Raw genomic sequence first — 21304 nt, 5'->3', positions numbered from 1 at the left:
CAGGTTGCCAACCGCATGATCCGGGGTGTCCATTCCCTCAACCGGAGCCATGCAATGACCACTTCATCCGACTGGATCACCGTAGGCGCCCTCGCCGACGGTTTTGCCCCCGACGCATTTATCCTGCCCAACCTTGCCGACCTCAACGGCAAGGCCTTCACCCTGCACTTCGCCAACGGCTGGCAGATCGAGCATCGATTCGACACCGAGCAGTTGCACTGGCACGCCGCCGACGGTCACTCCAGCGGTTCGGCAGCCTACCGCGCCACCTCGGTACGCCCGGGCCTGTACCTGGTCGACTTCATCAAGCATGAAGCCGGCCAGGCCTGGTCGATCAGCCTGGTGCTGGACACCACCACGTCGTCGTTCACCGCCGTGATCGGGCGCATGCCGGACCGCGAACAAACCGAGCAAGGCCTCTACAGCCGCGCCCTGGCCGGCAAGGCCCTGACTTCGGTTGACGTGGACTTCCTGCACGGCAGCCTGGATCAAGCCTGGCAGCCCGGCCAATGCCCGCACGCGCCCACCCAGGAACTGACCGGCCTGCGCAACCTGTATCGCTACAGCCCCAGCGAAGTCTATGAGCACATCTACCTGAACGATCAGTTCTATGCCTGGCAATGCCTCAAGGGCGTGGAGCAAGGCCTGTGCGATACCGATCGCTGCCACTACTACAAGATCGCCGATCAGCTGTACCTGTTCGTCTGGCGTGAAAAGATCATACCGACCCTCGGCTTGGTGCTGATCGACCTGCAACAGCACCGCAGCGATGGCAAGATCTTCGGCTATGCCGGTGCGTCGTTCGATGAGCTGTCGAACTTTCCGGTCAGCTCCTACTGCCAAGTGCTCAACCGCACGGAGTATCCCGATGCCTGATCCACGCACCGTTGTCATCACCGGTGCCGGCACGGGCATCGGTGCCGCCTGCGCGCGCTTGTACGCCGCCGAAGGGGCCAACCTGGTGCTCATCGGCCGTCGCCGCGAGCCGCTGGAGCAGGTTGCGCAGGACACCGGCGGCCTGGTGCTGGTCGGCGATGCAGCCTGCCCGACCACCTGGGAGGGTTTAGTCGCGCAGATTGGTGAGCGCTACGGTCGCCTCGATGTGCTGCTGGCCTGCGCCGGCGGGCATGGCGTGGGCAGCGCCACCCAGACCAGCCCACACACCTGGGAGGCGGCCTTGCGCAGCAACCTGGACAGCGCGTTCTACAGCGCCCGCGCCTGCCTGCCGCTACTGATCGAAAGCGCTGGCAATATCGTGCTGCTCGGCTCCATCGCCTCGCTGGCCGCAGGCCCCGACGTGTGCGGCTACACCACCGCCAAGCATGCGTTGCTCGGGCTCAACCGTTCGCTGGCGCGGGATTACGGCCCACGCGGCGTGCGGGTGAACTCGGTGTGCCCGGGGTGGGTTACCACGCCGATGGCCGACGAGGAAATGCAGCCGCTGATGAGCTTCCATGGTGACACCCTGCAGCAGGCCTATGCCCGCGTGTGCGCCGACGTGCCGTTGCGGCGTCCCGCCAGCGCCGAGGAAATCGCCAAGGTGTGCCGCTTCCTGGCCAGCCCGGATGCCGCGATCATCACCGGCGCCAACGTGGTCGCCGATGGCGGTTCGAGCATCGTCGATGTGCCCACACTGGCTTACGTCCATATGGAGCGTGCACATGCCTGAAGACTTGGATTTCAGCGGCAAGACCGTGCTGGTCACCGGCGGCGCCCAGGGCATCGGCCAGGCCATCGTCGAGGCATTCGCCTGGCGTGGCGCCCGCGTAATGATCGCAGACCTGCGCCAGGCAAAAGCCCAGGCATTGGCCGAAGGCCTGCGTGCGCGAGGCTGCCAGGTCGAGGCCATCGCGCTCGACCTGGCCGACGCGACTGCGGTGTTCGAGGGCATCAAGGCCATAGAACAGGACTGGGGCCGCCTGGATATCCTGGTGCACAACGCCGGCTACTTTCCGTTGACAGCGTTCGCGCAGATCACCCCGGCCGTTCTTGAACGCACGCTGGCGGTGAACCTCTCGGCCCTGTTCTGGCTGACCCAGGCCGCCTTGCCGATGTTTCAACGCCAGGGCGGTGGCTGCGTGCTGGTCACCTCATCGGTCACCGGGCCACGGGTCGCCTATGCCGGGCTCAGTCACTACGCGGCGTCCAAGGCCGGGGTCAACGGTTTTATCCGCAATGCTGCGCTGGAGCTGGCGACTTACCAGGTGCGCGTCAACGGCGTCGAGCCAGGGATGATTGCCACGCCGGCCATGGACAACCTGGGCGACAGCCAGGTCAATGCCGACATCGCCAGCCGCGTGCCGCTGGGACGGCTGGGTGCCGCTCAGGATATTGCCGGGGCGATGCTGTTCCTGGCCTCCGACCTGGCGACCTACATCACCGGGCAGACCATCGTGGTGGACGGCGGGTCGACGCTGCCTGAGGTGAAATGACCTCCATCAGGTTGTAAATCGGATCAAATGTGGGAGGGTCGGTGTATCCGTTGAATAGCGCTCGGCCCCTTCAAGCAGCGACAGTGAATCACTGAACACCCGCGACAACGCCGCAAGCCGTTTGACGTAACCCTGGGGCGTCGAATAGATCAGCTCCACATGCAAGCTGTCGACGATACCCAGGTAAGCGTCACAAAACACCTCAAGCGCCTCGGGTCGTACCATCCTGTACCGCCCTTGCGCGGCACGCTGAAAATCCTCGCGAATGCTGGCCAGGTACCCCTCAAATCCTGCCGTAATGACGCTGCGAATTTCCGCCGGCGGAAAGTACGCCGTGCGCAACAGGAAGCGCAGGTGCGCCGACCCTTCATAGCGCCCGCTCAACCGCTCAAGGTGCAATTGCCCCGGCACGCCGGTGTGGGCGGCTTCTTCCTTGAAGCACTGTGCGATGTACTGGTGTTCATGGGCCAGGGCAATCTCGAATACCGTCTGAAACAGCGCGTTCTTGCTGACAAAATGCGCATACAGAGACGCCTTGCGCATGCCCGCCCCGACCGCGATTTCGTTCAGCGATGAAGCGTCGTAACCGTGGGCGGCAAAGTGTTCGACCGCGACTGCGCAAATGTTATGGGCCGACAGCGTGAGCGGTTTCATTGATCGATGGATACCTTACGCCGCACCGACCGCTAGCTGCAGATGAGTGGAACGAAAATCCTTGGGCGACAGCTCGAATTGCTTCTTGAACGAGCGGCTGAAGTGTGCGGAATCGGTGAAGCCCCACTTGTAGGCAATCGACGTAATCGACTCGCTCTTGAGGAAGGGGTTGGTCAGATCGTCCGCGCTGCGCTTGAGCCGCGCACGCTGGATGTAGCGGCAGACGCTGTCGTCCTGCTCTTCAAACAAGCGGTACAAATGCCGCACCGAGATGTTCAAGCGGCTGGCCAGGCCCACCGGGCTCAGGCCGGGTTGGGTCAGGGACTCGTCGATGACTTTCTGCACATAACTGCGCAGGTTGCTGCCCTGCAAGGACACGGTGCTGTCGCCTGGGGCGTCATGCAGTTCAAAGGCTGAACCGAGCAGGGAGACAAACGCCGCTTGCAGGGCCTCGGCCTCTTCAATCGAATCCTGACCCTCCAGGCCCTCGCGGCACAGCTGGTCCATCAACACGTGGAGCATGCGCCCGCAGGCCTTGCTCGAAGAGATCTTGCCGAAGGTTTTCGAGGCGCTGCCCAGTTGCTTGCACACTTCATTGCGCGAGAGTGACAGCGAGGCATGTTCGATAAGGCCAAACGGGCTGATCTCGATCGAACCCGTGGAGTCCATCAGCAACATATCGCCGGGGGCCAATTGAATGACCTGGCCGTTCTGGGTGATCTGGCAATAGCCGCTGCGCTGGCTGACGAGGAAGCAATGCTGGTCCATATCGTGATCGGCATTGGGCCGCTCGCGTTTGATCAGGCCGGCATTGGTGCGCAGGTTGGCCAGTGACAGGCCGCCCCGGGAGTGCTTGGAAACCTCACCGATGAACAGTGAACGGTTGAAGGCCAGTTCCGTGTCGAAATGGCCGCAGGCCGCTCGCAGATCCCGAGTCCAGGTTTCCAACCCATAGTGCGCAGACTGATAGGTGCTCATGGCATCTCCACAATGGTTTCTTGTTTTTGTTGGCTAATAGTTAACATGTTATCTATATAGGCGCAACAAGTCCGTGATACCGACTGTAGAAGCACTAATGATGCCAATTCCTCAACTCAGATCGCGCCCAATACCCGCTGCAAACCCGCCAGTACCGTGAGCAGCCCGGCCCGCTGCGCGCCGCTCAAGGGGATGTAGCGCCGGAACGCCGGCATACGGTTGACCACCTCGCTGCCGCCCATGTGTTCAAGCCGTACGTGCCATTGCTGCCCATTCAAATCGAGGTGCAGGCGCTTGAAGTCAAGCCCCATCAACGCTTGATGCAGGCTGGGATCGTCGTTCAAGGCTGCCTGGAGCCTGGCCAGCAAAACCGGCGCTCCAGCCCGTTGCCGACAGGCCAGTCCCGTGCGCCGGATCGACCCGCTGTGGTGCAGTTCAAAGCACGCATTGCCCTGCTCTGAGGCGGGCACCGTGAACATGAATTCGGTCATGACCAGGTGCATCAGCAATTGCGCTTCGGTGCGCTCGGCAACGTCGACCTGAAGGCCGATGTCGTCCAGGCAAAACCTTGCCTGGGCTGGCCCCGTCGAGGTGAAACTCGCCAGCCCGAGGTTGCGCCGCACGTACTCAAGCGTGACCCCAGGCCGGTAACCGGACGGGGCCCGTTGGGCGCTGAACAGCTCAGACAGCTTTTGCAGCCTGCTCGATATAACGGTTGTGAGGGTTGCCAGGCTCATGGGAAAACTCCTTGGCCAGCACTTCTTCTACCGAAGCCGGCTTGAATGGATTGACCTTCTGTACCACCAGTGTCCAGAACAGCGCGTATGAAGCCGTGATCCCGAGCATCACCCCGAACGGCACATAAATGTCCGCAGGGTTCATACCCGGCGGGGTAATGAACCACATGCCCAGCAAGATGCCGACGCTGGAAAGAATCTGTGGCAACGGGAAGAACGGCGAGCGATAGGCCCGTGGCAGATCCGGACGACGAATGCGCAGGATCACCACCGACAGCGTCACCAGCAGGTAAGAGAAACTCCATGCACACACCGCCGCCAGCACCAGGTGCATGATGTTGTCGGTGTTGCCACCCAACCACAGGGCATACAGGCACGGAATCAGCATCGCCACCAGGATGCACAGCAGCGGCGTCTTGAAGCGCGGGTGCAAATAAGTGAAGACCTTGGGCAACGCGCCGTCCACCGCCATGCCGTAGAGAATCCTCGGCACGCCCGCCATCAGCGTATTGATGGTGGCGGCACCGGCGAACAGGAAACCGATCCCCAGCCACAGCGGGCCGACATGCCCCATGACCTGCTCGGCAAACCTTGGGATCGCCATGGGCGTGTCGAGCAGGTGCACGCCGGTGGCGGCATCCAGCACCACGTTTTCCACCTGGCGCTTCATCGCAGCGCCGTAGATGAACATGCAGGTCGCCACGCTCAATAAACCGAAAATCATGGCCTTGGGCATGACCTTGGCCGAATTGCGCAGGTCCGGGGCCAACGGGGTGACGAACTCGCAACCGACGAACATGAACATGGCCATGCCCACCAGCGACAGAATGGTGATCAGGTCGGTACCCACCAGCGACACGCCGAACCAGCCCTCCAGTTGCACCGCCGGTGCCGCGATCAGGCCGAGCACGCCGAACACCATCAGCGTGGTCCACATGCCGAAGGTCAGGATGATCTCGGCCCTGCCGAAGGCGCTGACGCCAAAGGCATTGAGAATGCCGAACACCACGACAAACCCCACCCCCAGCAACCAGGAACCGCCGGCAGACTCCGCCAGGGTATTGAGGTGTTCGAAGTTCACCAGGGCCATGACCCCGGACAGAATCGTCTCGGCGGTGCCGGCGAACACATGCACGATCAGGTACGCCGACAACGTGCCGGTGATCGCAAAGAAACGACCCATGCCGCAATTGATGTAGTCGTAGACCGAGCCGGTGGTCGGCAGGATCGAGGCGGCCTCGGCGAAGGTGGTCGCCTGGGCCAGCATCATCACCACCGCAATCAGCATGGCCACCGCGAAGGCGCTGCCGCCGATACCGAAGCCCATGGTTGCGGTGAGAATCACCGGGCTGGCCATGATCAGGCCAATGGTGCTGGCCAGCGCGGTCGGAAACCCGACGCTGCCGCGTTTCAAATGCTGTGTGAGCCGGTCATTGATCGACATGGTACGGATCCTCGAAAGCGGATTTCTGAGTGGATGCATCGAGCCGTACAAGGAGCTGGCGATAAAGCCCTCCCCAGCCAGTCCCTGATCGAAACGGCATCGTGCGCAAAATCACTGTGCGCCTCCCGAGCGCTGATCGTCTTGCCCATGTCTGCCGTGGCTTTTGTTGCTGCCTGCCAAGGCATACGACTTGGCGGGCAGGATCAATTCCATGGCACGCAGGTGAAAGACTTCCCACGCCTGCGGTCATCTTAATGCGCCCTCGACCTAACCATGCTGGGGAATATAAAAATGGAGCACACACTGAAACCACGCACGCTGTCCTTGGCCGTCGGCCTGGGTATCGCGCTGTTGATCGGCCATTCATCGGCCCAGGCCTATGAGCTGTACGCCGACGAGGACACCCATTTGAATGCGGACTTCCTGGCGGTCTACGGCCTGTTCAACAGCCGTCACAACTACGACGGCACAGCGGGCGGCTCGACCTGGCGCGAGGGTTTCATGAAGTACGGGGTGAGCGGCGACCAGGGCCTGGCCGGGCACGGCACCGCGTATGGCGCGCTCAATTGGGTCAGCTCCGGCACCTGGGGCGATGGCGACGCGGCGGGCAACACCGATGGCAGCGAACGCACCACCAAAATCGAAGACGCCTACCTGGGATGGCGCTCGGCCGACCTGTTCCCGGCGCTGGGCAAGGACGGTGTGGATTTTTCCGTCGGGCGCCAGGTGGTCAAGATCGGCCGGGGTTTCCTGATCAACGACGACGGCCCCAACCTGGGCAAAGGCCCGGCTGACGGTGCGCTGAACCGTGGCGGCGCCTATTACCTGGCGGCACGCCACGCGTTCGACCGCACTGCGGTGCTGCGCCTGGGCGGGCAAGAGGGCCTGCACGGTTCGGTGCTGTGGCTCAAGTCGGACAACCGCGCCCAGGCTGAAACCGAACTGGCGGCGGGCACCCTCGACTACACGGCCGCCGCCGGCACGCTGGGCTTGACCTGGGTCCACGGCATGAACGTCACCGACCAGTGGGCCAGCGACTTCCAGAAACAGCGTGAGGGCCTGGACACTTACAGCGTGCGCGGCGAAGGCAGCGCCGGTATCGACAATGCCAGCTTCGCCTTCGAATACGCCTGGCAAGACAAAGACGCGGGGCCGGAAAAAGCCTGGTACGCCGAGGCCGGCTACACCTTTGCCGATATCGGTTGGTCGCCGAAAGTGACCTACCGCTACACGCGCTACTCGCAAAAATGGGACCCGCTGTTCACCGGGCTCAGCACCGGCTACGGCACCTGGTTCCAAGGTGAAGTCGCCTCCAACTATGCCGGCCCGTTCAACAGCAATACCGGCATCCATCACGTCGGTCTCAAGGCGACACCCCTGGAGAACCTGACGGTCGGCGCGCTGTACTTCGACTTCAATACCCTGCGCAAACACGACGCGCTGAACCTCGACGCCCGGGAGCTTGACCTGTACGCCGAATGGGCGGTCAACAGCCACCTGATCATCAGCCCGCTGGTGGGCATCTACCAACCCAAGAAGGCTGCCGACACCGGCGGCAACCAGGTGGGTGGCAACGGCACCAACCTCTACAGCCAGCTGACCGTGGCCGTGCCCTTCTGACCGGCCTCAGGAGCTGCGTAACGCAGCTCCCTCCCAGCGTTCGTGCTGATGCAGCATCGTCTGGATCTGATGGGTTGCCTGACGGATGTTTTCCGCCAGCTTGCGCACCTCATCGGCCACCACCGGCATGGTGTTCATCCTTGATTCAGGCAATCAGCAGTGGCTGATCAGTCGCTTCAACACCGTCTTGAAGGTTTCGATCTGGTCCTGGCTGAACTCGGCGAACACCTTGTCCTGCTGTTCCCGTGCAATGGCCCAGAGGTCTTCGGTCTGTTCGATACCCGCAGCGGTCAGGCGTACGCCGTGTTCATCGTCGTCGACCAGCCCCTTGCGCTTGAGGTTGGCCACCGCGTCGTCGATTTCCCGCACCGGCATCGCCACCTCCCGCAGCAGGTCGCTGGCGCTCAGGCGGGCGTCGTTCTCCAGCACCATCAGCATCCGTGCCTCGTTGGTGCGCAGGCCGGTAGACAGTTGCCGGGGCTGGTAGCTGGACTGGTAGGCGCGTACCGCCTGGGTCATCAGGTAATACAGGTTATGGCTCAGGCGCCCCTGGAAGTGGCTGCTCGGCGGTTGGCTTTCGTCACGCTTGGTCATCCGCGTATGGGGCAGGACCATGGAGTAGGCGCCCTGATGGTACAGCAGCGGCGAGCGACCGAAATCGTCGAAGGCCACCACCTTGCCGATCATGATCCAGTGATCACCGCCGTCCACCTGCTGGTATTTTTCACAGTGAAAACGTGCCGAACAATCGGCGAACACCGGCGCCCCGCCCTCCCCCGGTTCATAGGCGATCTCGGCGAAGCGGTCGTCCCTGGGCCGGGCAAAATTGTTCGAGAGGTCGATCTGGTCCGCCGCCAGCACGTTGACCGCGAAGTGGCTGGCCTCCTCGAATACCCCGTGGCTGCTGGAGCGTTTGTCGATGCTCCACAGCACCAGCGGTGGGTCCAGGGACACCGAGTTGAAGCTGTTGGCGGTAACGCCCACCTTGCGGCCGGAGGCGTCGGCGGCGGTGACCACGGTCACGCCTGTGGCAAAGTTGCCCAGGGCCCGGCGAAAGGCGCGTGGGTCGAAGGTCGATTCAGACATGCAAGACTCCCGGGCTGCGTCAGGCGCAGCCCTGATTGTTGTTTTCAAAAGCGCGTTCAGATCATGCTCGGATCGGGTTCCAGGCCCATCAACTCGCGGCCGAGGATCTGTGCACAGACGTCGTAGTCGGTGTAGGCATGGGCGCCGGTCATGTGCGAGTCGCGGAACAAGCGCTGCATCTCGTTGTGCTCGAACCAGGCGTTGCCGCCGGCGGCCTCGAACAGACGGTCCACCGCCTGGATGCACATCTTGGTCGCGTAGGCCTGGTTGGTGCGCCAGAACGCCAGGGTCTCGCGGCTTGGGTAGCGCTGCTGCTCACTGTGTTCGGCGTGTTCGTTCCAGGTTTTTTCGAGGAAGGCGCGCGCGGCGGCCACCTGGTGAGTCGACTCGGCCAGGCGCATCAACGCCGGGGTCGCGGCACCGACCGCCGCCCCGGTATAGGCGCGCACGCGGGTCTTGGTCTTTTCGCGGAACACCTCGAGCATCCGCTCGGCGACGCCCAGGCTGACGGTGGAAAAGCCACTGGCAAAGTAAGGCCGGTACGGTGAATAGAAAATCTTGCTGTCGGGGTACAGCCCAAAGCCGGCGGACTTGCCTTCCATCATGTCCTTGGCTTTCTGGATGCGGTGCTCCGGCACCCAGGCCTTGTCGATGATCAAGGTCTTGGTGCCGCTGCCTTTCATGCCGGCGGAAAACCAGTCATCGCGGATCTGGTAGTCACTGCGCGGCAGCACCGCGAAGCAGTAATCCTGGGCGCCCTGGGGGTTGTTGCGGCGGAAACCCACGATCGCCCAATCGGCGTGATCACAGCCGCTGCTCCAGCCCATTTCTCCGCTGAACAGCACGCCGCCCTCGACTTCCTCGGTGCGCCCGAACGGCGCGATGCTGCTGCTCGCAGTGGCATCAGGGTCAGCGCCCCAGACCTCCTGCTGCAGTTGGGCCGAGAACAGTGCCAATTGATGGCTGTGGGTACACAACAGGCTCATGGCCCAGGCCGTGCTGGCGCAGGCCCCGGCGAGCAAGGCGATGCAGTCGGCAAACTGCGGCAGCGACAACTCCATGCCGCCGAACACTTTCGGCTGAAACACACGGTGCATGCCGATGCTCTTGAGCAGCGCAATATTCTCGGCGGGCACCTGGCGGTCCTGCTCGGCCACGAAGGCATTGGCGGCGATGGTCGGCAGGATGGACTTGAGGTCTTCAAGGAGCGGGTTTGGCTTTTTCATGGATGGCCCTGCTTATTATTGGATGTCCGGGCAGCGCCAGAAATCAAGGCGTGGCGCCGGATGCAGGGCCAGTATGGAGCGTGCCTTCCTGGCAGGACATGCACCTTCCAGAGTCAAGATTGTACTTTTCAAAGGCTCAGGCTGGTCCGTCGCGCACAGGCGCTGGCAGCCACAGACATGCCACTGGGCAGCCACAGTCAAGCCCGTTCCGGCCACTGGGATTAACCTCGGGCTTTTCAATGTCTGCCACCAGGAAAAACCCCATGAGCGATATTCCACTGCTGCCCCAGGTTGAAGCCTTCCTCCGTCGAACCCATGCGTTGTTCATTGACGGTGGCTACGTCGAGAGCCATTCCAGTCAGCGGTTGGAGGTGATCAATCCGGCGACCGGCCAGGTCATTGCCGACGTCGCCGCCGCCGACCCGGCCGACATTGACGCGGCCGTGGCGTCCGCGAGCCGAGGCTTCAAACAGTGGTCGCAGGTCGCACCAGCGGTGCGCGGCAACGTGCTGTTCAAACTGGCCGACTTGCTGGAGCAACACCGCGAAGAACTGGCACAGATCGAAACCTGCCAGTCAGGCAAGATCATCCAGATTTCCCGCGCATTCGAAGTCGACCAGGCCGCGCACTTCCTGCGTTACTACGCCGGCTGGGCCACCAAGATCAGCGGCCAGACCATCACCCCATCGTTGCCCTCCTTCGCCGGCGAGCGCTACACCGCGTTCACCCTGCGCGAGCCGGTCGGAGTGGTGGTCGGCATCGTGCCGTGGAATTTCTCGACCATGATCGCCATCTGGAAACTCGCTTCGGCGCTGGTGACCGGTTGCAGCATCATCATCAAGCCCAGCGAGTTCACGCCACTGACCATCCTGCGCATCGCCGAACTGGCGATTGACGCCGGCCTTCCCGCCGGTGCGCTGAACGTCTTGACCGGCGGCGGCAGCGTCGGCAAAGGCCTGATTGAACACGCCGGCACCGACAAGGTGTCGTTCACCGGCTCCGTGCCGACCGGCATTGCGGTGGGCCAGAGTGCCATGGGCGCCGGGCTGACCCGCGCCACCCTTGAGCTGGGCGGCAAGAACTCGGCCGGGTTCCTGCCCGATGTGGACCTGGACAAGGCCGTCAACGGCATCATCGAAGCGGGCTTTTTGCACTCCGGGCAAATCTGCGCCGCTGCCGAACGCTTCTTTGTGCACCGTTCGCAGATCGAAACGGTCATGGACAAACTGGCCCAGCGCCTGAGCACGCTGAACATCGGCTCGCCCCTGGACGAGCGCACCGAATTCGGCCCCGTAACCAACCGCCAGCACCAACTCAAACTCGGCGAGTTCTTCGCCAAAGCCCGCGCCGAAAACAACCGCATCATTCACGGTGGCAACCTGATCGACCGTCCGGGCTGTTACGTCGAGCCGACGATCATCCTCGCCAACAGCGTCAACGACACCCTGCTCAACGAGGAGACCTTCGGCCCCATTGCCACATTCTTACCGTACGACAGCGAAGAGGAACTGCTGGCCTTGATGAACAACACCCCCTACGGCTTGAGCGCCAGCCTGTGGACCAACGACCTCAGCAAAGCCTTGCGCATGGTGCCCGCCATCGAGGCCGGCACGGTGTGGGTGAACATGCACACGATGCTGGACCCGGCGGTGCCGTTTGGCGGCAACAAATCCTCGGGGATAGGCCGGGAGTTCGGCAGCGCCTTCATCGAGGATTACACCGAGTTGAAGTCAGTGATGATTCGCTACTAAATCCAACCAGTGGATCCATTGATATGTAAGTGTCCGATAATCGCCCAATAAAGCAACCACAACAGATTGACTCTCCATCAGGCCAGCCATTTAATGGATCCATTAAATAAAAACAATCCGCCGCCTGGAGAGTCATCATGTACCCAAAGAACACGTGGTATGTCGCCTGCACCCCCGATGAAATCGCGCACAAGCCCCTGGGTCGACAGATCTGCGGCGAGAAGATGGTGTTTTATCGTGGCCAGGAAGGCGCCGTGGTGGCGGTCGAGGACTTCTGCCCCCATCGCGGTGCGCCACTCTCGCTGGGTTATGTCGAGAACGGCAACCTGGTCTGCGGCTACCACGGCCTGGTCATGGGCGGCGATGGCAAGACCGTGGAAATGCCCGGCCAGCGGGTGCGTGGCTTTCCGTGCAACAAGACCTTTGCCGCGGTTGAACGCTACGGCTTCATCTGGGTGTGGCCCGGCGATCAGGCCCAGGCCGACCCGGCGCTGATCCACCATCTGGAATGGGCTGAGAGTGACCAGTGGGCCTATGGTGGCGGGCTGTTTGATATCCAGTGCGACTACCGCCTGATGATCGACAACCTGATGGACCTGACCCACGAAACCTACGTGCACGCCTCCAGTATCGGCCAGAAGGAAATCGACGAAGCGCCGCCCGTGACCACGGTGGACGGCGATGAAGTCGTCACTGCCCGGCACATGGAAAACATCATGGCCCCGCCGTTCTGGCGCATGGCCCTGCGCGGCAATAACCTCGCCGATGACGTGCCGGTGGACCGCTGGCAGATCTGCCGCTTCACCCCGCCCAGCCATGTATTGATCGAAGTCGGCGTGGCCCACGCCGGCAAAGGTGGCTATAACGCCGCCCCCGAACACAAGGCCTCAAGCATCGTGGTCGACTTCATCACCCCGCAAACCGAGACCTCGATCTGGTACTTCTGGGGCATGGCGCGCAACTTCAACCCCCACGATGAGGCGCTCACCGCGAGCATTCGCGAGGGCCAAGGCAAGATTTTCAGCGAAGACCTGGAGATGCTCGAACGCCAGCAACAGAACCTGCTGGCCCACCCGCAGCGCAACCTGCTCAAGTTGAATATCGACGCGGGCGGCGTGCAGTCGCGCAAGATCCTGGAGCGACTGATTGCCAGGGAACGCGCCGCCGAATCGCAACTGATCGCCACCACCACCGCCTGAACAGCGCGACAACTTTGCGAGGACTGAACATGATCGATGTGGTGGTGGTATCCCGTAACAACGAAGCCCAGGATATTTGCAGCTATGAACTGGCCAGTGTCGATGGCCAGCCGCTGCCGGCCTTCAGTGCCGGTGCGCACATTGACGTGCACTTGCCCGATGGGGTGATCCGGCAATACTCCCTGTGCAATCACCCCGAAGAACGTCATCGCTACCTGATCGGCGTGCTCAAGGACCCGGCCTCCCGGGGTGGCTCGCGCAGCTTGCACGAGCAGGTTCACGAGGGCACGCGCCTGACGATCAGCGAACCGCGCAACCTGTTTCCCCTGGCCCACGACGCGCGCCGCAGCCTGCTGTTTGCCGGTGGCATCGGCATCACCCCGATCCTGTGCATGGCCGAACGCCTGGCCCACGCAGGGGCCGACTTCGAACTGCATTACTGCGCCCGTGCCAGCGAGCGTGCGGCGTTTGTGCAGCGGCTCAACGCGTCGCCGTTTGCCGAGCGGGTGTTCCTGCATTTCGATGAGCAGCCGCACACGGCCTTGAATGCTGCCCAGGTGCTGGCGGCGCCCGCAGACGACGTGCACCTGTATGTCTGCGGCCCTGGAGGGTTCATGCAGCATGTGCTCGACAGCGCACGCGCACAGGGCTGGCAGGAAGACTGCCTGCACCGCGAATACTTCAGCGCGGCACCGGTGGACAGCAGCCTCGACGGCGGCTTTTCGGTGAAGCTCGGCAGCAGCGGCCAGGTCTTCGAAATCCCCGCCGACAAGACCGTGGTCCAGGTCCTGGAAAGCCATGGCATCGAGATTGCCGTGTCCTGCGAACAGGGGATTTGCGGCACCTGCCTGACCCGTGTGCTGGAGGGCATACCGGAGCACCGCGACCTGTTCCTCACCGAGCAGGAACAGGCGCTGAATGATCAGTTCACGCCCTGCTGTTCACGCTCGAAGACCCCGCTGCTGGTGCTCGATATCTGACAGGGTTCACGACGCGGGCAAAATCACCTTCATGCGCGCGGCGGCGGTGGCCGAGCTGAAGATCTCGGCATAGCGCAAGGTCGCATTGGCGTGCTCACGCATGATGGCTTCGGCCCGCGCGCCCTGGCGATTGACCAGGGCGTCGAAGACCGAGTGATGCTGCATGTGGGCATAGTTGAAGCGTCGGTACTCGCGGGCCATGTCCTCGCGATCCACCGCCAGCGCGGTCACCGAGGCGAACGGCAAGTGATCATTGCGGGCCAGGGCGTCGGCGATTGCCGGGTTGTGGCTGCCTTCGACGATGACCTGGTGAAAGCGCATGTTCAGGTCGTGATAGACCTCAAGGTCATCCTCGGTCACGTAGCCCTTTTCGAACAGTTGATCGCCTTCCACCAGGCAGCGCTCCAGCGCCGCACGTGCCGTATCGGATAAACCCAGCTCGGCGGTCTGACGCGCTGCCAGGCCCTCAAGCACGCCGCGCACTTCGACGGCGCCGGCAATGTCGCTGGGGCTGACCGAACGCACCTGATAACCGCGCCCGCCAAACGGCACCAGCAGTCCTTCCTGTTCGAGGGTGCGAAAGGCCATGCGCACGGGCATGCGCGACACGCCGAACAGCTGCGCCGTGGGAATCTCCATCAGCCGCTCGCCCGCCGCCAACTCCCCGCTGGCAATCATCTTGCGCAGTGCAACCAGCACCAATTGACCGGGTTTACTCATCCAGGCGACTTCCAGAAAACGTGAGCCGCCATAGTATCGCAAGCACCTGGCCGCGTCAGATGAACGCCAGCGCTGCCCGTGCCCCATCTATGGCGCCCAGGTGCTGCGCCAGCCGCGACGGCAGGTAATCGAAAAAGAACCCGGCGCTTTGCAGCTTGGCGGCACGCAAGGGGTGATCGTCGGGCAGTGCCCTGGAGACGCGCGCGGCCCGCGCCCAGGCAAAGGCCAGCAACGCCACGCCACAGAGCTGGAGGAAATCCGGCGCTGCCCGATAGGGGTATTCACTGTCCTCGTGCGCGCGTTCACGTATGGCGTTCACCACACTGGCCAACGCGTCGCACAGGCTGCCCAACGCACCGGAGAAGCCTGCGCATTCGACATACTGTCTGCCCTGCGCGGCCTCGGCGCGTAACTCGGCCAGCAGCAGGCCAAAGGCTCGGCCCTCATCCCCCAGCACCTTGCGCAGCAACAGGTCATTGGCCTGGATCTCGTTACTGCCCTCGTAGATCATCGCGATGCGGCTGTCGCGCAGGGTTTGCTCGATGGCGAACTCGGTGACGTAGCCGTAACCGCCGAACACCTGCAGCGCATGGCTGGCCTGGCGAAAGCCCTGTTCGGTGAAAAACGCCTTGATGATGGGCGTCAGCAACGGCGCCAACTGGGCGGCCGACGAGTCCTGGTCATGTTCGGCCTGATCAAGCAGGTGCGCCGCCCAATAGCCGATGGCACGCATGCCCTCGCTGGTGGTGCGCAGTTCCAGCAACACGCGGCGCATGGCCGGGTGATAACGGATCGGGTCAGCCGCCTGGGCCACCACCTCTTCCGGCCTTGACGGTGCGCGCATCTGCAAGCGCTCGGCGGCGTACTGGCGGGCGTTCTGCCAAGCCGCCTCGACATGCCCCAGGCCTTGCAGGCCCACATGCAGGCGCGCGGAATTCATCATCACGAACATCGCCGCCAGGCCGCGATTGGCGTCGCCGATCAGCCAGCCCTGGGCGGCGTCGAACACCAGGGAACAGGTGGCGCTGCCCTTGATGCCCATCTTGTGTTCGATGCCGTCGCAGTGCACGCCATTGGCCTGACCATCGTCCAGGTGCTTGGGCACCAGGAACAGTGAAATGCCACGGCTGCCCGGCGGCGCATCGGGCAGGCGCGCCAGCACCAGGTGCAGGATATTGGCCGTGAGGTCGTGCTCACCGCCGGAGATAAACAGCTTGCTGCCGCTGAGGCGATAACTGCCATCCGCCTGGGGCTGCGCGCGACAGCGCAGTAAGCCGACATCGCTGCCGGCCTGCGACTCGGTGAGGCACATGGTGGGCAAGACCTGGCCACTGACAATGTCGGGCAGGTAGCGCGCCTGCAACCACGGAGCGGCGTGGGTCTTAAGGCACAGGTAGGCGCCGTGGGCGATCCCGGTGTACATGGCCCAGGCGTGGTTGCTGGCGTAGAGCATCTCTTGCAGCGCCGCATCGAGCAGTTGCGGCAAGCCCTGCCCGCCCTGCTCCTCGGCACACGCCAGCGCCGGCCAACCGCCGTCGACATAGGCGCGATAGGCCTCGGCAAAGCCGTCCGGGGTGCTGACCCGGCCCGCCTGCCAGCGGCAGCCCTGGCGATCACCGCTGCTATTCAACGGCGCCAATACGCCCTGACTGAAGCGTGCCGCCTCCTCCAGCACCTGTACCGCCAGCGGCAGGTCCAGGGCCGCGAACGCCGGGTGGCGCTGCCAGGTGTCGGGCGCCTGCAACCAGTGTTCCAGGACAAATTGCATATCGCCCAGGGGCGCCTCATAGCTCCACATCGGAACACCTCATCGACTAAAAAAACCTTCAAGCGCGGTAGACAGGGTTCTCGATCAGCAACGCCATGCCCTGCCCGCCGCCCACACACGCTGCGGCAATCCCGTAGCGCAGGTTGTGCTGGCGCAGTTGTCGGGCCAGGGTCATCACCAGCCGCAGGCCGGTGGCGGCCAGGGGATGCCCCAGGGCAAGCGAGCCGCCCTGGACGTTGAGGCGGGTGCTGTCCAGCTCCAGTTCATGGGCCACCGCCAGTACCTGGGCGGCCTGGGCTTCGTTGATCTCGAAGCGGCCGATGTCATCCAGATTCAACCCGCTGCGTTGCAGCAGCAGGCGGATCGCCGGTGCCGGGCCGATGCCCATGAACTCGGGGGCCACACCGACCACCGCGCTGGCCAGCAGCCGCGCCAGGGCCGGCCGCGTGCAGGCCGAGGCACGCCCCACCAAAGCCGCCGCCGCACCATCGACCACCGCGCAACTGTTGCCGGCGGTTTGCACGCCACCTGGATGCACGGCGCGCAAGCGCGTCAAGGCTTCAAGGTCGGTGGGACGTGGGTGGCTGTCGGCGCTGACGGCACTCGCCCGACGCGCCAGGCTGATGCCCCTGGGCTGATACCCCTCAAGCTCGAACACCTGGTTATCGACCGTGACGATTTCTTCCGCCCACGCGCCGTCACGTTGCGCCTGCAAGGCACGCTGATGGCTGTCGCAGGCGTAGCGGTCCACGGCCTTGCGGCTCAGGCCATAACGGCGCGCCAGGTTGTCGGCGGTAGCAATCATGTCCAGACCAGGGGCCGGGTCGTACAGGGCCTCCCAGAGAAAATCCTTGAATTGCACCTCGCCGCCGAGGCGAAACCCATCCCGATGGGTGTAGGCCGCAATCGGGTTGCGCGACATGGACTCGCTGGCCACGCACAGGGCCAGTTGCACCTCGTCGCGTAACTGTTCAGCGGCCTGGCGCAGCAGCTCGAAACCGGTGGCGCAGATGCGCTGCACCCCCAGTGCCGGGACCGCTTGCGCCACCCCGCTGTACAAGCCGATATGCCGTGGCAGCAAGTAGGCATCGAAGCTGGCCTGGGCCATGGAACCGGCCAATACGCTGTCCACCGCCTGGGGGTCGATGCCGGCACGGGCCAATACTTCCCGGCCGACCTTGATGCCCAGGTCGATGGGCGACACCTGGGACAGTGCGCCCCCGAGGTCGACCCAAGGCGTGCGCACCGCCTCGAAAATCGCCGCATCGGCAAACGCCGAGTACTGCCCGGCGCTGCTCAAGGCTTGGGCCCGGCGCGCAGGATCGTGGCCTCTTCACCGCGATACAACGCCTCGACCTTGGCCGCGCGCCATTGCAGCACGGCACGCTGGTTGATCGAGCCTTTGTCGGTGATTTCCCCACGGTCGATGGACGCCGGCTCGTCGAGCAGGGCAATCCATTCCAGGCGACTGGCATTGCCGGTGGCCTCGCGGTTGAGGCGCTGCAACCAGTCGCCGAACCACTGGCGTACCGGCGCGCTGGCCAACACCTCGGCGTCGCTGGCGTCGGCGCTCAAGCCGGCCAGCCGCCGGCACTCGTAGAGCCGGGGGAACACCAGTGCTCCCAGGCATTCGCGGTCCGGCGCGGCAATCACCAGGTCCTGCACATAGGGCGCGCCGTCGAGCACGGCGCGATTGCGTAACGGGCCGACACTGACGAACACCCCGGAAGACAACTTGAAATCCTCGGCAATCCGCCCGTCGAACATCAGCCCCAATTGCGGCTGGTGCGGGTCGGCGAGCTTGATCGCGTCACCGGAACAGTAGAAACCCTGTTCGTCGAACACCTCGGCGGTTTGCTCGGGCGCCCGCCAGTACCCCGGCATGATGTGCGGCCCGCGAAAGCGCCCTTCAAACTTGCCGTCCAACGGCACCAGGCGCACCTCGCAGCCCGGCGCAGGCAATCCGATATAGCCGGCCATGGACAACGGCCCGGTGGTGAAGGTGCAGGACGGCGCGGCTTCGGTCATGCCCAGCCCGGCCATCATGCGGATACGTTCACCGCAGTGCTGTTCGGCCACGCTGTCGAGGCGATCCCAGACACTTTGCGACAGGCCGGCGGCGGCGAAGAAGAACAGTTTCATGCGCGCAAAAAACCGTTCGCGCAACTCGGCGTCCTGTTCCAGGGCGTTGACCAATTCTTCCCAGCCCTTGGGCACCGTCAAATAGGCCGTGGGCGAAACCTCCTTGAGGTTGCGCAGGGTCTCGGCAAAGCCTTGAACCGTGGGCTTGCCGTCGTCGAGGTAAAAGGTGCCGCCGTTGTAGAGCACGATGCCGACGTTATGGCTACCGCCGAAGGTGTGGTTCCACGGCAGCCAGTCCACCAGTACCGGCGGTTCTTCACCGAACACCGGAAATGTCTGCAACAGCATTTGCTGGTTGGCGCAGAGCATGCGCTGGGTGGTGATCACCGCCTTGGGCAACTTGGTCGAGCCCGAAGTGAAAAGAAACTTGGCGATGCTGTCGGGGCCGGTGGCCTGGAATGCCGCGTCGGCCTCGGCGCCGCCCGGCGTTTGCAGCAGGCTGGCGAAGCTGACCTGAGTGCGCCCAGGCACGTGGCCGCGCACGCTGATCAGCGGAGTCTCGGCCGGCAAGACAGCATCGATGGCGCGCTGGTAAGCGGCCGCATCGCTGACGAACACCAGCCCCGGTTGCAGCAGGTCGCACACATGCCGCAGCTTGGCGAAATCCTGGGACAACAACGAATACGCCGGCGATACCGGGCAATAAGGAATACCGGCGTACATCGCGCCGAGGGCGACCTGCAAATGCTCGATGTCGTTGCCCGACAGCAAGGCCAGCGGCTTGTGCGCCGAGAGCCCATAACTCAACAGGCCCTGGGCAATCGCACGCACGCTGTCGAGCATCTCGCGGTAGCTGACCCGGCGCCAATCACCACCGGCCTGGCGTGCCGCGATAAACGTCTGCTCGGGCCGCACCTGGGCCCAATGCACAAGGCGATCAAGCAAGCGCGTCGGCAACTCGGCCAGGGGCTCCAGGGAGCGCATATGCAGCACGCCGTGTTCTTCAGTGACCGCCACCGGTGCGTGGCCGATGGAGACCTCGCGGTATCGCGGTGCGGGCTGGGGTTGCGGTCTGAATTCGGAACTCACAAGGGTGTCCTCCAGCAAGGCGGTCAACGCCGCCTTGTTATTGTTATGTCGCGACGCCTGCTCAGATCGGGTAATGCCGTGGCCCGTTCTGCAAGGTCACCCAGCGCAATTGCGTGAAGTGCTCGATCGAGGCCTTGCCGCCAAAGCTGCCGTAGCCGCTGGACTTGACCCCGCCGAACGGCATCTGCGCCTCGTCATGCACGGTCGGGCCATTGATATGACAAATGCCCGACTCGACACGCTGGGCCAGGGCCAGTGCACGCCCGGTGTCACGGCTGAAGATCGCCGCCGAAAGGCCGAACTCGGAGTCGTTGGCCAGGCGCAGTAACGCCTCATCGCCGTCACCGCGCAGCAGTACCGCCACCGGACCGAAGGACTCTTCGCGGTACAAGCGCATGTGTTCGGTGACGCCATCGATCAGGGTCGGCTGCAGGATGCTGCCGTCCAGTTGGCCACCTACCACCAGCCGCGCGCCCTTGGCGAGGGCATCGTCGATCAGGGCCTTGATGCGTGTGCCGGCGCCGGCGTCCACCAGGGAACCCAGGACCGAATCCGCTGCAATGGGATCGCCCGCGCGCAGGGTCGCGACCTTGGCCGCCAGCTTGGCGGTGAACGCATCGGCGACCTTGGCATCGACAATCAGGCGCTCGGTGGACATGCAAATCTGGCCCTGGTTGAAATAGGCGCCAAAGGCCGCCGCCGCGACCGCAGCGTCGAGGTCGGCGTCGTCGAGCACCAGCAACGGCGCCTTGCCGCCCAGTTCCAGCAAGGCCGGCTTGAGGTGACGCGCCGAGAGCTCGCCGACAATCCGCCCCACATGGGTCGAGCCGGTGAAGTTGACCCGGCGCACGGCCGGGTTGGCGATCAGCCGCTCGACAATCGCAGCGGCATCCGCCGGGGCATTGCTGATGACGTTGACCACGCCATCGCCCAGGCCGGCGTCCTGCAACACCTGGCCAATCAGGCGGTGCACCGCCGGGCTCAGCTCCGAGGCCTTGAGCACCACGGTATTACCGCAGGCCAACGGCATGGCGATGGCACGTGTGGCGAGGATCACCGGGGCATTCCACGGCGCGATGCCCAGTACCACGCCGCACGGCTGCCGCAAGGCCATGGCGAAACTGCCGGGAACATCGGAGGGGATCACTTCACCAGTGATCTGGGTGGTCATCGACGCCGCTTCGCGCAGCATATTGGCCGCCAGGCGCACGTTGAAGCCATACCAGTTGGCCATGGCGCCGGTCTCGCCGGCGGCGGCAATGAATTCGGCGCTGCGCGCCTGCAATTGCTCGGCAGCCTTGAGCAAGCGGGTGCGGCGTTCGTTGGGCGCCAGCGCAGCCCACGCGGGGAACGCGGCGTGGGCGGCCGCTACGGCGGCGTCGGCATCTTCCAGGGTCGCGGCGGCCACCCGCGAGACCACTTCACCGGTCACCGGGTTGCGACGTTCGAAGGTTCGACCGTCACGGGCGGGGCACGACTGGCCGCCGATCAACAGGGGCACGTCCAGCATGGTGATTCCTCTTTATTATCTTTATCGG

Annotated in this window: 19 protein-coding genes; 7 read left to right on the top strand and 12 right to left on the bottom strand. The window is 63.8% G+C overall.

The genetic code is table 11. From position 1 onward, the window contains the following. The first annotated feature begins 54 nt into the window (after positions 1–54). Genes HDC32_RS30450 through HDC32_RS30440 form a run of 3 tightly spaced genes read left to right on the top strand, consistent with a single transcriptional unit; the run spans position 55 to position 2432 of the window. A complete protein-coding gene (locus HDC32_RS30450; protein WP_131698850.1) occupies positions 55–876 on the top strand; it encodes a molybdenum cofactor biosynthesis F family protein in 822 nt (273 codons plus the stop codon). Then, positions 869–1669 carry an SDR family NAD(P)-dependent oxidoreductase gene (locus HDC32_RS30445; protein ID WP_184746524.1) on the top strand — a complete coding sequence of 267 codons (801 nt, stop codon included), beginning with the start codon at positions 869–871 and terminating at the stop codon, positions 1667–1669. The genes HDC32_RS30450 and HDC32_RS30445 overlap by 8 nt, the downstream gene beginning before the upstream one ends. Beyond that, complete coding sequence (locus tag HDC32_RS30440; RefSeq protein ID WP_145337162.1) at positions 1662–2432, top strand: SDR family oxidoreductase; 771 nt, start codon at positions 1662–1664, stop codon at positions 2430–2432. Before HDC32_RS30445 ends, HDC32_RS30440 begins: the two co-directional genes overlap by 8 nt. 6 nt (positions 2433–2438) lie before the next feature. Here HDC32_RS30440 and HDC32_RS30435 read toward each other — a convergent pair whose 3' ends face one another. From HDC32_RS30435 to HDC32_RS30420, 4 genes are all read right to left on the bottom strand, one after another. Beyond that, positions 2439–3086: a TetR/AcrR family transcriptional regulator gene (locus HDC32_RS30435; RefSeq protein WP_131698853.1), complete on the bottom strand. Its 648-nt coding sequence runs from the start codon at positions 3084–3086 to the stop codon at positions 2439–2441. A gap of 15 nt (positions 3087–3101) precedes the next feature. Beyond that, positions 3102–4064 (bottom strand): transcriptional regulator FeaR, encoded by a 963-nt coding sequence (feaR, locus tag HDC32_RS30430; RefSeq protein ID WP_131698854.1) that lies wholly within the window; start codon positions 4062–4064, stop codon positions 3102–3104. Between the two features lie 116 nt (positions 4065–4180). Further along, positions 4181–4801, bottom strand: coding sequence for a DUF3156 family protein (locus tag HDC32_RS30425; RefSeq protein ID WP_131698855.1), 621 nt, complete (start codon positions 4799–4801; stop codon positions 4181–4183). Further along, on the bottom strand, positions 4746–6245 hold the full coding sequence (locus HDC32_RS30420; protein WP_167654951.1) for an APC family permease: 1500 nt from the start codon (positions 6243–6245) through the stop codon (positions 4746–4748). The genes HDC32_RS30425 and HDC32_RS30420 overlap by 56 nt, the downstream gene beginning before the upstream one ends. A 291-nt stretch (positions 6246–6536) precedes the next feature. On the opposite strand from HDC32_RS30420, the gene HDC32_RS30415 reads away from it, so the two are divergent. Further along, positions 6537–7865: a hypothetical protein gene (locus HDC32_RS30415; RefSeq protein ID WP_131698857.1), complete on the top strand. Its 1329-nt coding sequence runs from the start codon at positions 6537–6539 to the stop codon at positions 7863–7865. 6 nt (positions 7866–7871) lie between these two features. On the opposite strand, the gene HDC32_RS30410 is transcribed toward HDC32_RS30415, so the two are convergent. Genes HDC32_RS30410 through HDC32_RS30400 form a run of 3 tightly spaced genes read right to left on the bottom strand, consistent with a single transcriptional unit; the run spans position 7872 to position 10177 of the window. Next, positions 7872–7994, bottom strand: a complete 123-nt coding sequence (locus tag HDC32_RS30410) for a methyl-accepting chemotaxis protein (RefSeq protein WP_131698858.1) — start codon at positions 7992–7994, stop codon at positions 7872–7874. A 24-nt stretch (positions 7995–8018) separates the two neighbouring features. After that, a complete protein-coding gene (locus HDC32_RS30405) occupies positions 8019–8951 on the bottom strand; it encodes a p-hydroxyphenylacetate 3-hydroxylase reductase component (RefSeq protein WP_145337158.1) in 933 nt (310 codons plus the stop codon). A gap of 56 nt (positions 8952–9007) precedes the next feature. Continuing rightward, positions 9008–10177, bottom strand: a complete 1170-nt coding sequence (locus HDC32_RS30400; protein WP_184746522.1) for a p-hydroxyphenylacetate 3-hydroxylase oxygenase component — start codon at positions 10175–10177, stop codon at positions 9008–9010. A 263-nt stretch (positions 10178–10440) separates the two neighbouring features. On the opposite strand from HDC32_RS30400, the gene HDC32_RS30395 reads away from it, so the two are divergent. The 3 genes from HDC32_RS30395 (at position 10441) to HDC32_RS30385 (ending at position 14107) form a co-directional block, all read left to right on the top strand. Then, positions 10441–11928 (top strand): aldehyde dehydrogenase family protein, encoded by a 1488-nt coding sequence (locus HDC32_RS30395; RefSeq protein WP_184746520.1) that lies wholly within the window; start codon positions 10441–10443, stop codon positions 11926–11928. A 137-nt stretch (positions 11929–12065) separates the two neighbouring features. Beyond that, positions 12066–13127, top strand: coding sequence for an aromatic ring-hydroxylating oxygenase subunit alpha (locus tag HDC32_RS30390; protein ID WP_131698862.1), 1062 nt, complete (start codon positions 12066–12068; stop codon positions 13125–13127). Positions 13128–13156: 29 nt separating this feature from the next. After that, positions 13157–14107 (top strand): PDR/VanB family oxidoreductase, encoded by a 951-nt coding sequence (locus tag HDC32_RS30385; protein ID WP_184746518.1) that lies wholly within the window; start codon positions 13157–13159, stop codon positions 14105–14107. A 6-nt stretch (positions 14108–14113) separates the two neighbouring features. On the opposite strand, the gene HDC32_RS30380 is transcribed toward HDC32_RS30385, so the two are convergent. From HDC32_RS30380 to HDC32_RS30360, 5 genes are all read right to left on the bottom strand, one after another. Next, positions 14114–14827 (bottom strand): GntR family transcriptional regulator, encoded by a 714-nt coding sequence (locus HDC32_RS30380; protein WP_184746516.1) that lies wholly within the window; start codon positions 14825–14827, stop codon positions 14114–14116. Between the two features lie 55 nt (positions 14828–14882). Then, the gene (locus tag HDC32_RS30375; protein ID WP_184746515.1) at positions 14883–16625 is read right to left on the bottom strand and encodes an acyl-CoA dehydrogenase; all 1743 of its coding nucleotides are present in this window, start codon (positions 16623–16625) and stop codon (positions 14883–14885) included. Between the two features lie 28 nt (positions 16626–16653). Then, positions 16654–17895 (bottom strand): thiolase family protein, encoded by a 1242-nt coding sequence (locus HDC32_RS30370; protein WP_167654955.1) that lies wholly within the window; start codon positions 17893–17895, stop codon positions 16654–16656. Beyond that, positions 17892–19766 carry a feruloyl-CoA synthase gene (locus tag HDC32_RS30365; RefSeq protein WP_184746513.1) on the bottom strand — a complete coding sequence of 625 codons (1875 nt, stop codon included), beginning with the start codon at positions 19764–19766 and terminating at the stop codon, positions 17892–17894. Before HDC32_RS30365 ends, HDC32_RS30370 begins: the two co-directional genes overlap by 4 nt. A 61-nt stretch (positions 19767–19827) precedes the next feature. Further along, positions 19828–21276 carry an aldehyde dehydrogenase gene (locus HDC32_RS30360; protein WP_131698867.1) on the bottom strand — a complete coding sequence of 483 codons (1449 nt, stop codon included), beginning with the start codon at positions 21274–21276 and terminating at the stop codon, positions 19828–19830. Positions 21277–21304 lie beyond the last annotated feature (28 nt).

It is taken from the genome of Pseudomonas sp. JAI120, assembly GCF_014207255.1.
Taxonomy (GTDB): Bacteria; Pseudomonadota; Gammaproteobacteria; order Pseudomonadales; family Pseudomonadaceae; genus Aquipseudomonas.
Note: the sequence above shows the minus strand (reverse complement) of the source record. Positions and strands in the feature narration are given on the sequence as shown.

What these genes read in the sequence shown, in the direction of transcription:
- HDC32_RS30420 (WP_167654951.1), bottom strand. Translation starts at nt 6,245, where the DNA reads ATGTCGATCAATGACCGGCTCACACAGCATTTGAAACGCGGCAGCGTC.
- HDC32_RS30385 (WP_184746518.1), top strand. Translation starts at nt 13,157, where the DNA reads ATGATCGATGTGGTGGTGGTATCCCGTAACAACGAAGCCCAGGATATT.
- HDC32_RS30410 (WP_131698858.1), bottom strand. Translation starts at nt 7,994, where the DNA reads ATGCCGGTGGTGGCCGATGAGGTGCGCAAGCTGGCGGAAAACATCCGT.
- feaR (WP_131698854.1), bottom strand. Translation starts at nt 4,064, where the DNA reads ATGAGCACCTATCAGTCTGCGCACTATGGGTTGGAAACCTGGACTCGG.
- HDC32_RS30440 (WP_145337162.1), top strand. Translation starts at nt 1,662, where the DNA reads ATGCCTGAAGACTTGGATTTCAGCGGCAAGACCGTGCTGGTCACCGGC.
- HDC32_RS30380 (WP_184746516.1), bottom strand. Translation starts at nt 14,827, where the DNA reads ATGAGTAAACCCGGTCAATTGGTGCTGGTTGCACTGCGCAAGATGATT.
- HDC32_RS30400 (WP_184746522.1), bottom strand. Translation starts at nt 10,177, where the DNA reads ATGAAAAAGCCAAACCCGCTCCTTGAAGACCTCAAGTCCATCCTGCCG.
- HDC32_RS30405 (WP_145337158.1), bottom strand. Translation starts at nt 8,951, where the DNA reads ATGTCTGAATCGACCTTCGACCCACGCGCCTTTCGCCGGGCCCTGGGC.
- HDC32_RS30450 (WP_131698850.1), top strand. Translation starts at nt 55, where the DNA reads ATGACCACTTCATCCGACTGGATCACCGTAGGCGCCCTCGCCGACGGT.
- HDC32_RS30445 (WP_184746524.1), top strand. Translation starts at nt 869, where the DNA reads ATGCCTGATCCACGCACCGTTGTCATCACCGGTGCCGGCACGGGCATC.
- HDC32_RS30395 (WP_184746520.1), top strand. Translation starts at nt 10,441, where the DNA reads ATGAGCGATATTCCACTGCTGCCCCAGGTTGAAGCCTTCCTCCGTCGA.
- HDC32_RS30425 (WP_131698855.1), bottom strand. Translation starts at nt 4,801, where the DNA reads ATGAGCCTGGCAACCCTCACAACCGTTATATCGAGCAGGCTGCAAAAG.
- HDC32_RS30435 (WP_131698853.1), bottom strand. Translation starts at nt 3,086, where the DNA reads ATGAAACCGCTCACGCTGTCGGCCCATAACATTTGCGCAGTCGCGGTC.
- HDC32_RS30375 (WP_184746515.1), bottom strand. Translation starts at nt 16,625, where the DNA reads ATGTGGAGCTATGAGGCGCCCCTGGGCGATATGCAATTTGTCCTGGAA.
- HDC32_RS30415 (WP_131698857.1), top strand. Translation starts at nt 6,537, where the DNA reads ATGGAGCACACACTGAAACCACGCACGCTGTCCTTGGCCGTCGGCCTG.
- HDC32_RS30360 (WP_131698867.1), bottom strand. Translation starts at nt 21,276, where the DNA reads ATGCTGGACGTGCCCCTGTTGATCGGCGGCCAGTCGTGCCCCGCCCGT.
- HDC32_RS30390 (WP_131698862.1), top strand. Translation starts at nt 12,066, where the DNA reads ATGTACCCAAAGAACACGTGGTATGTCGCCTGCACCCCCGATGAAATC.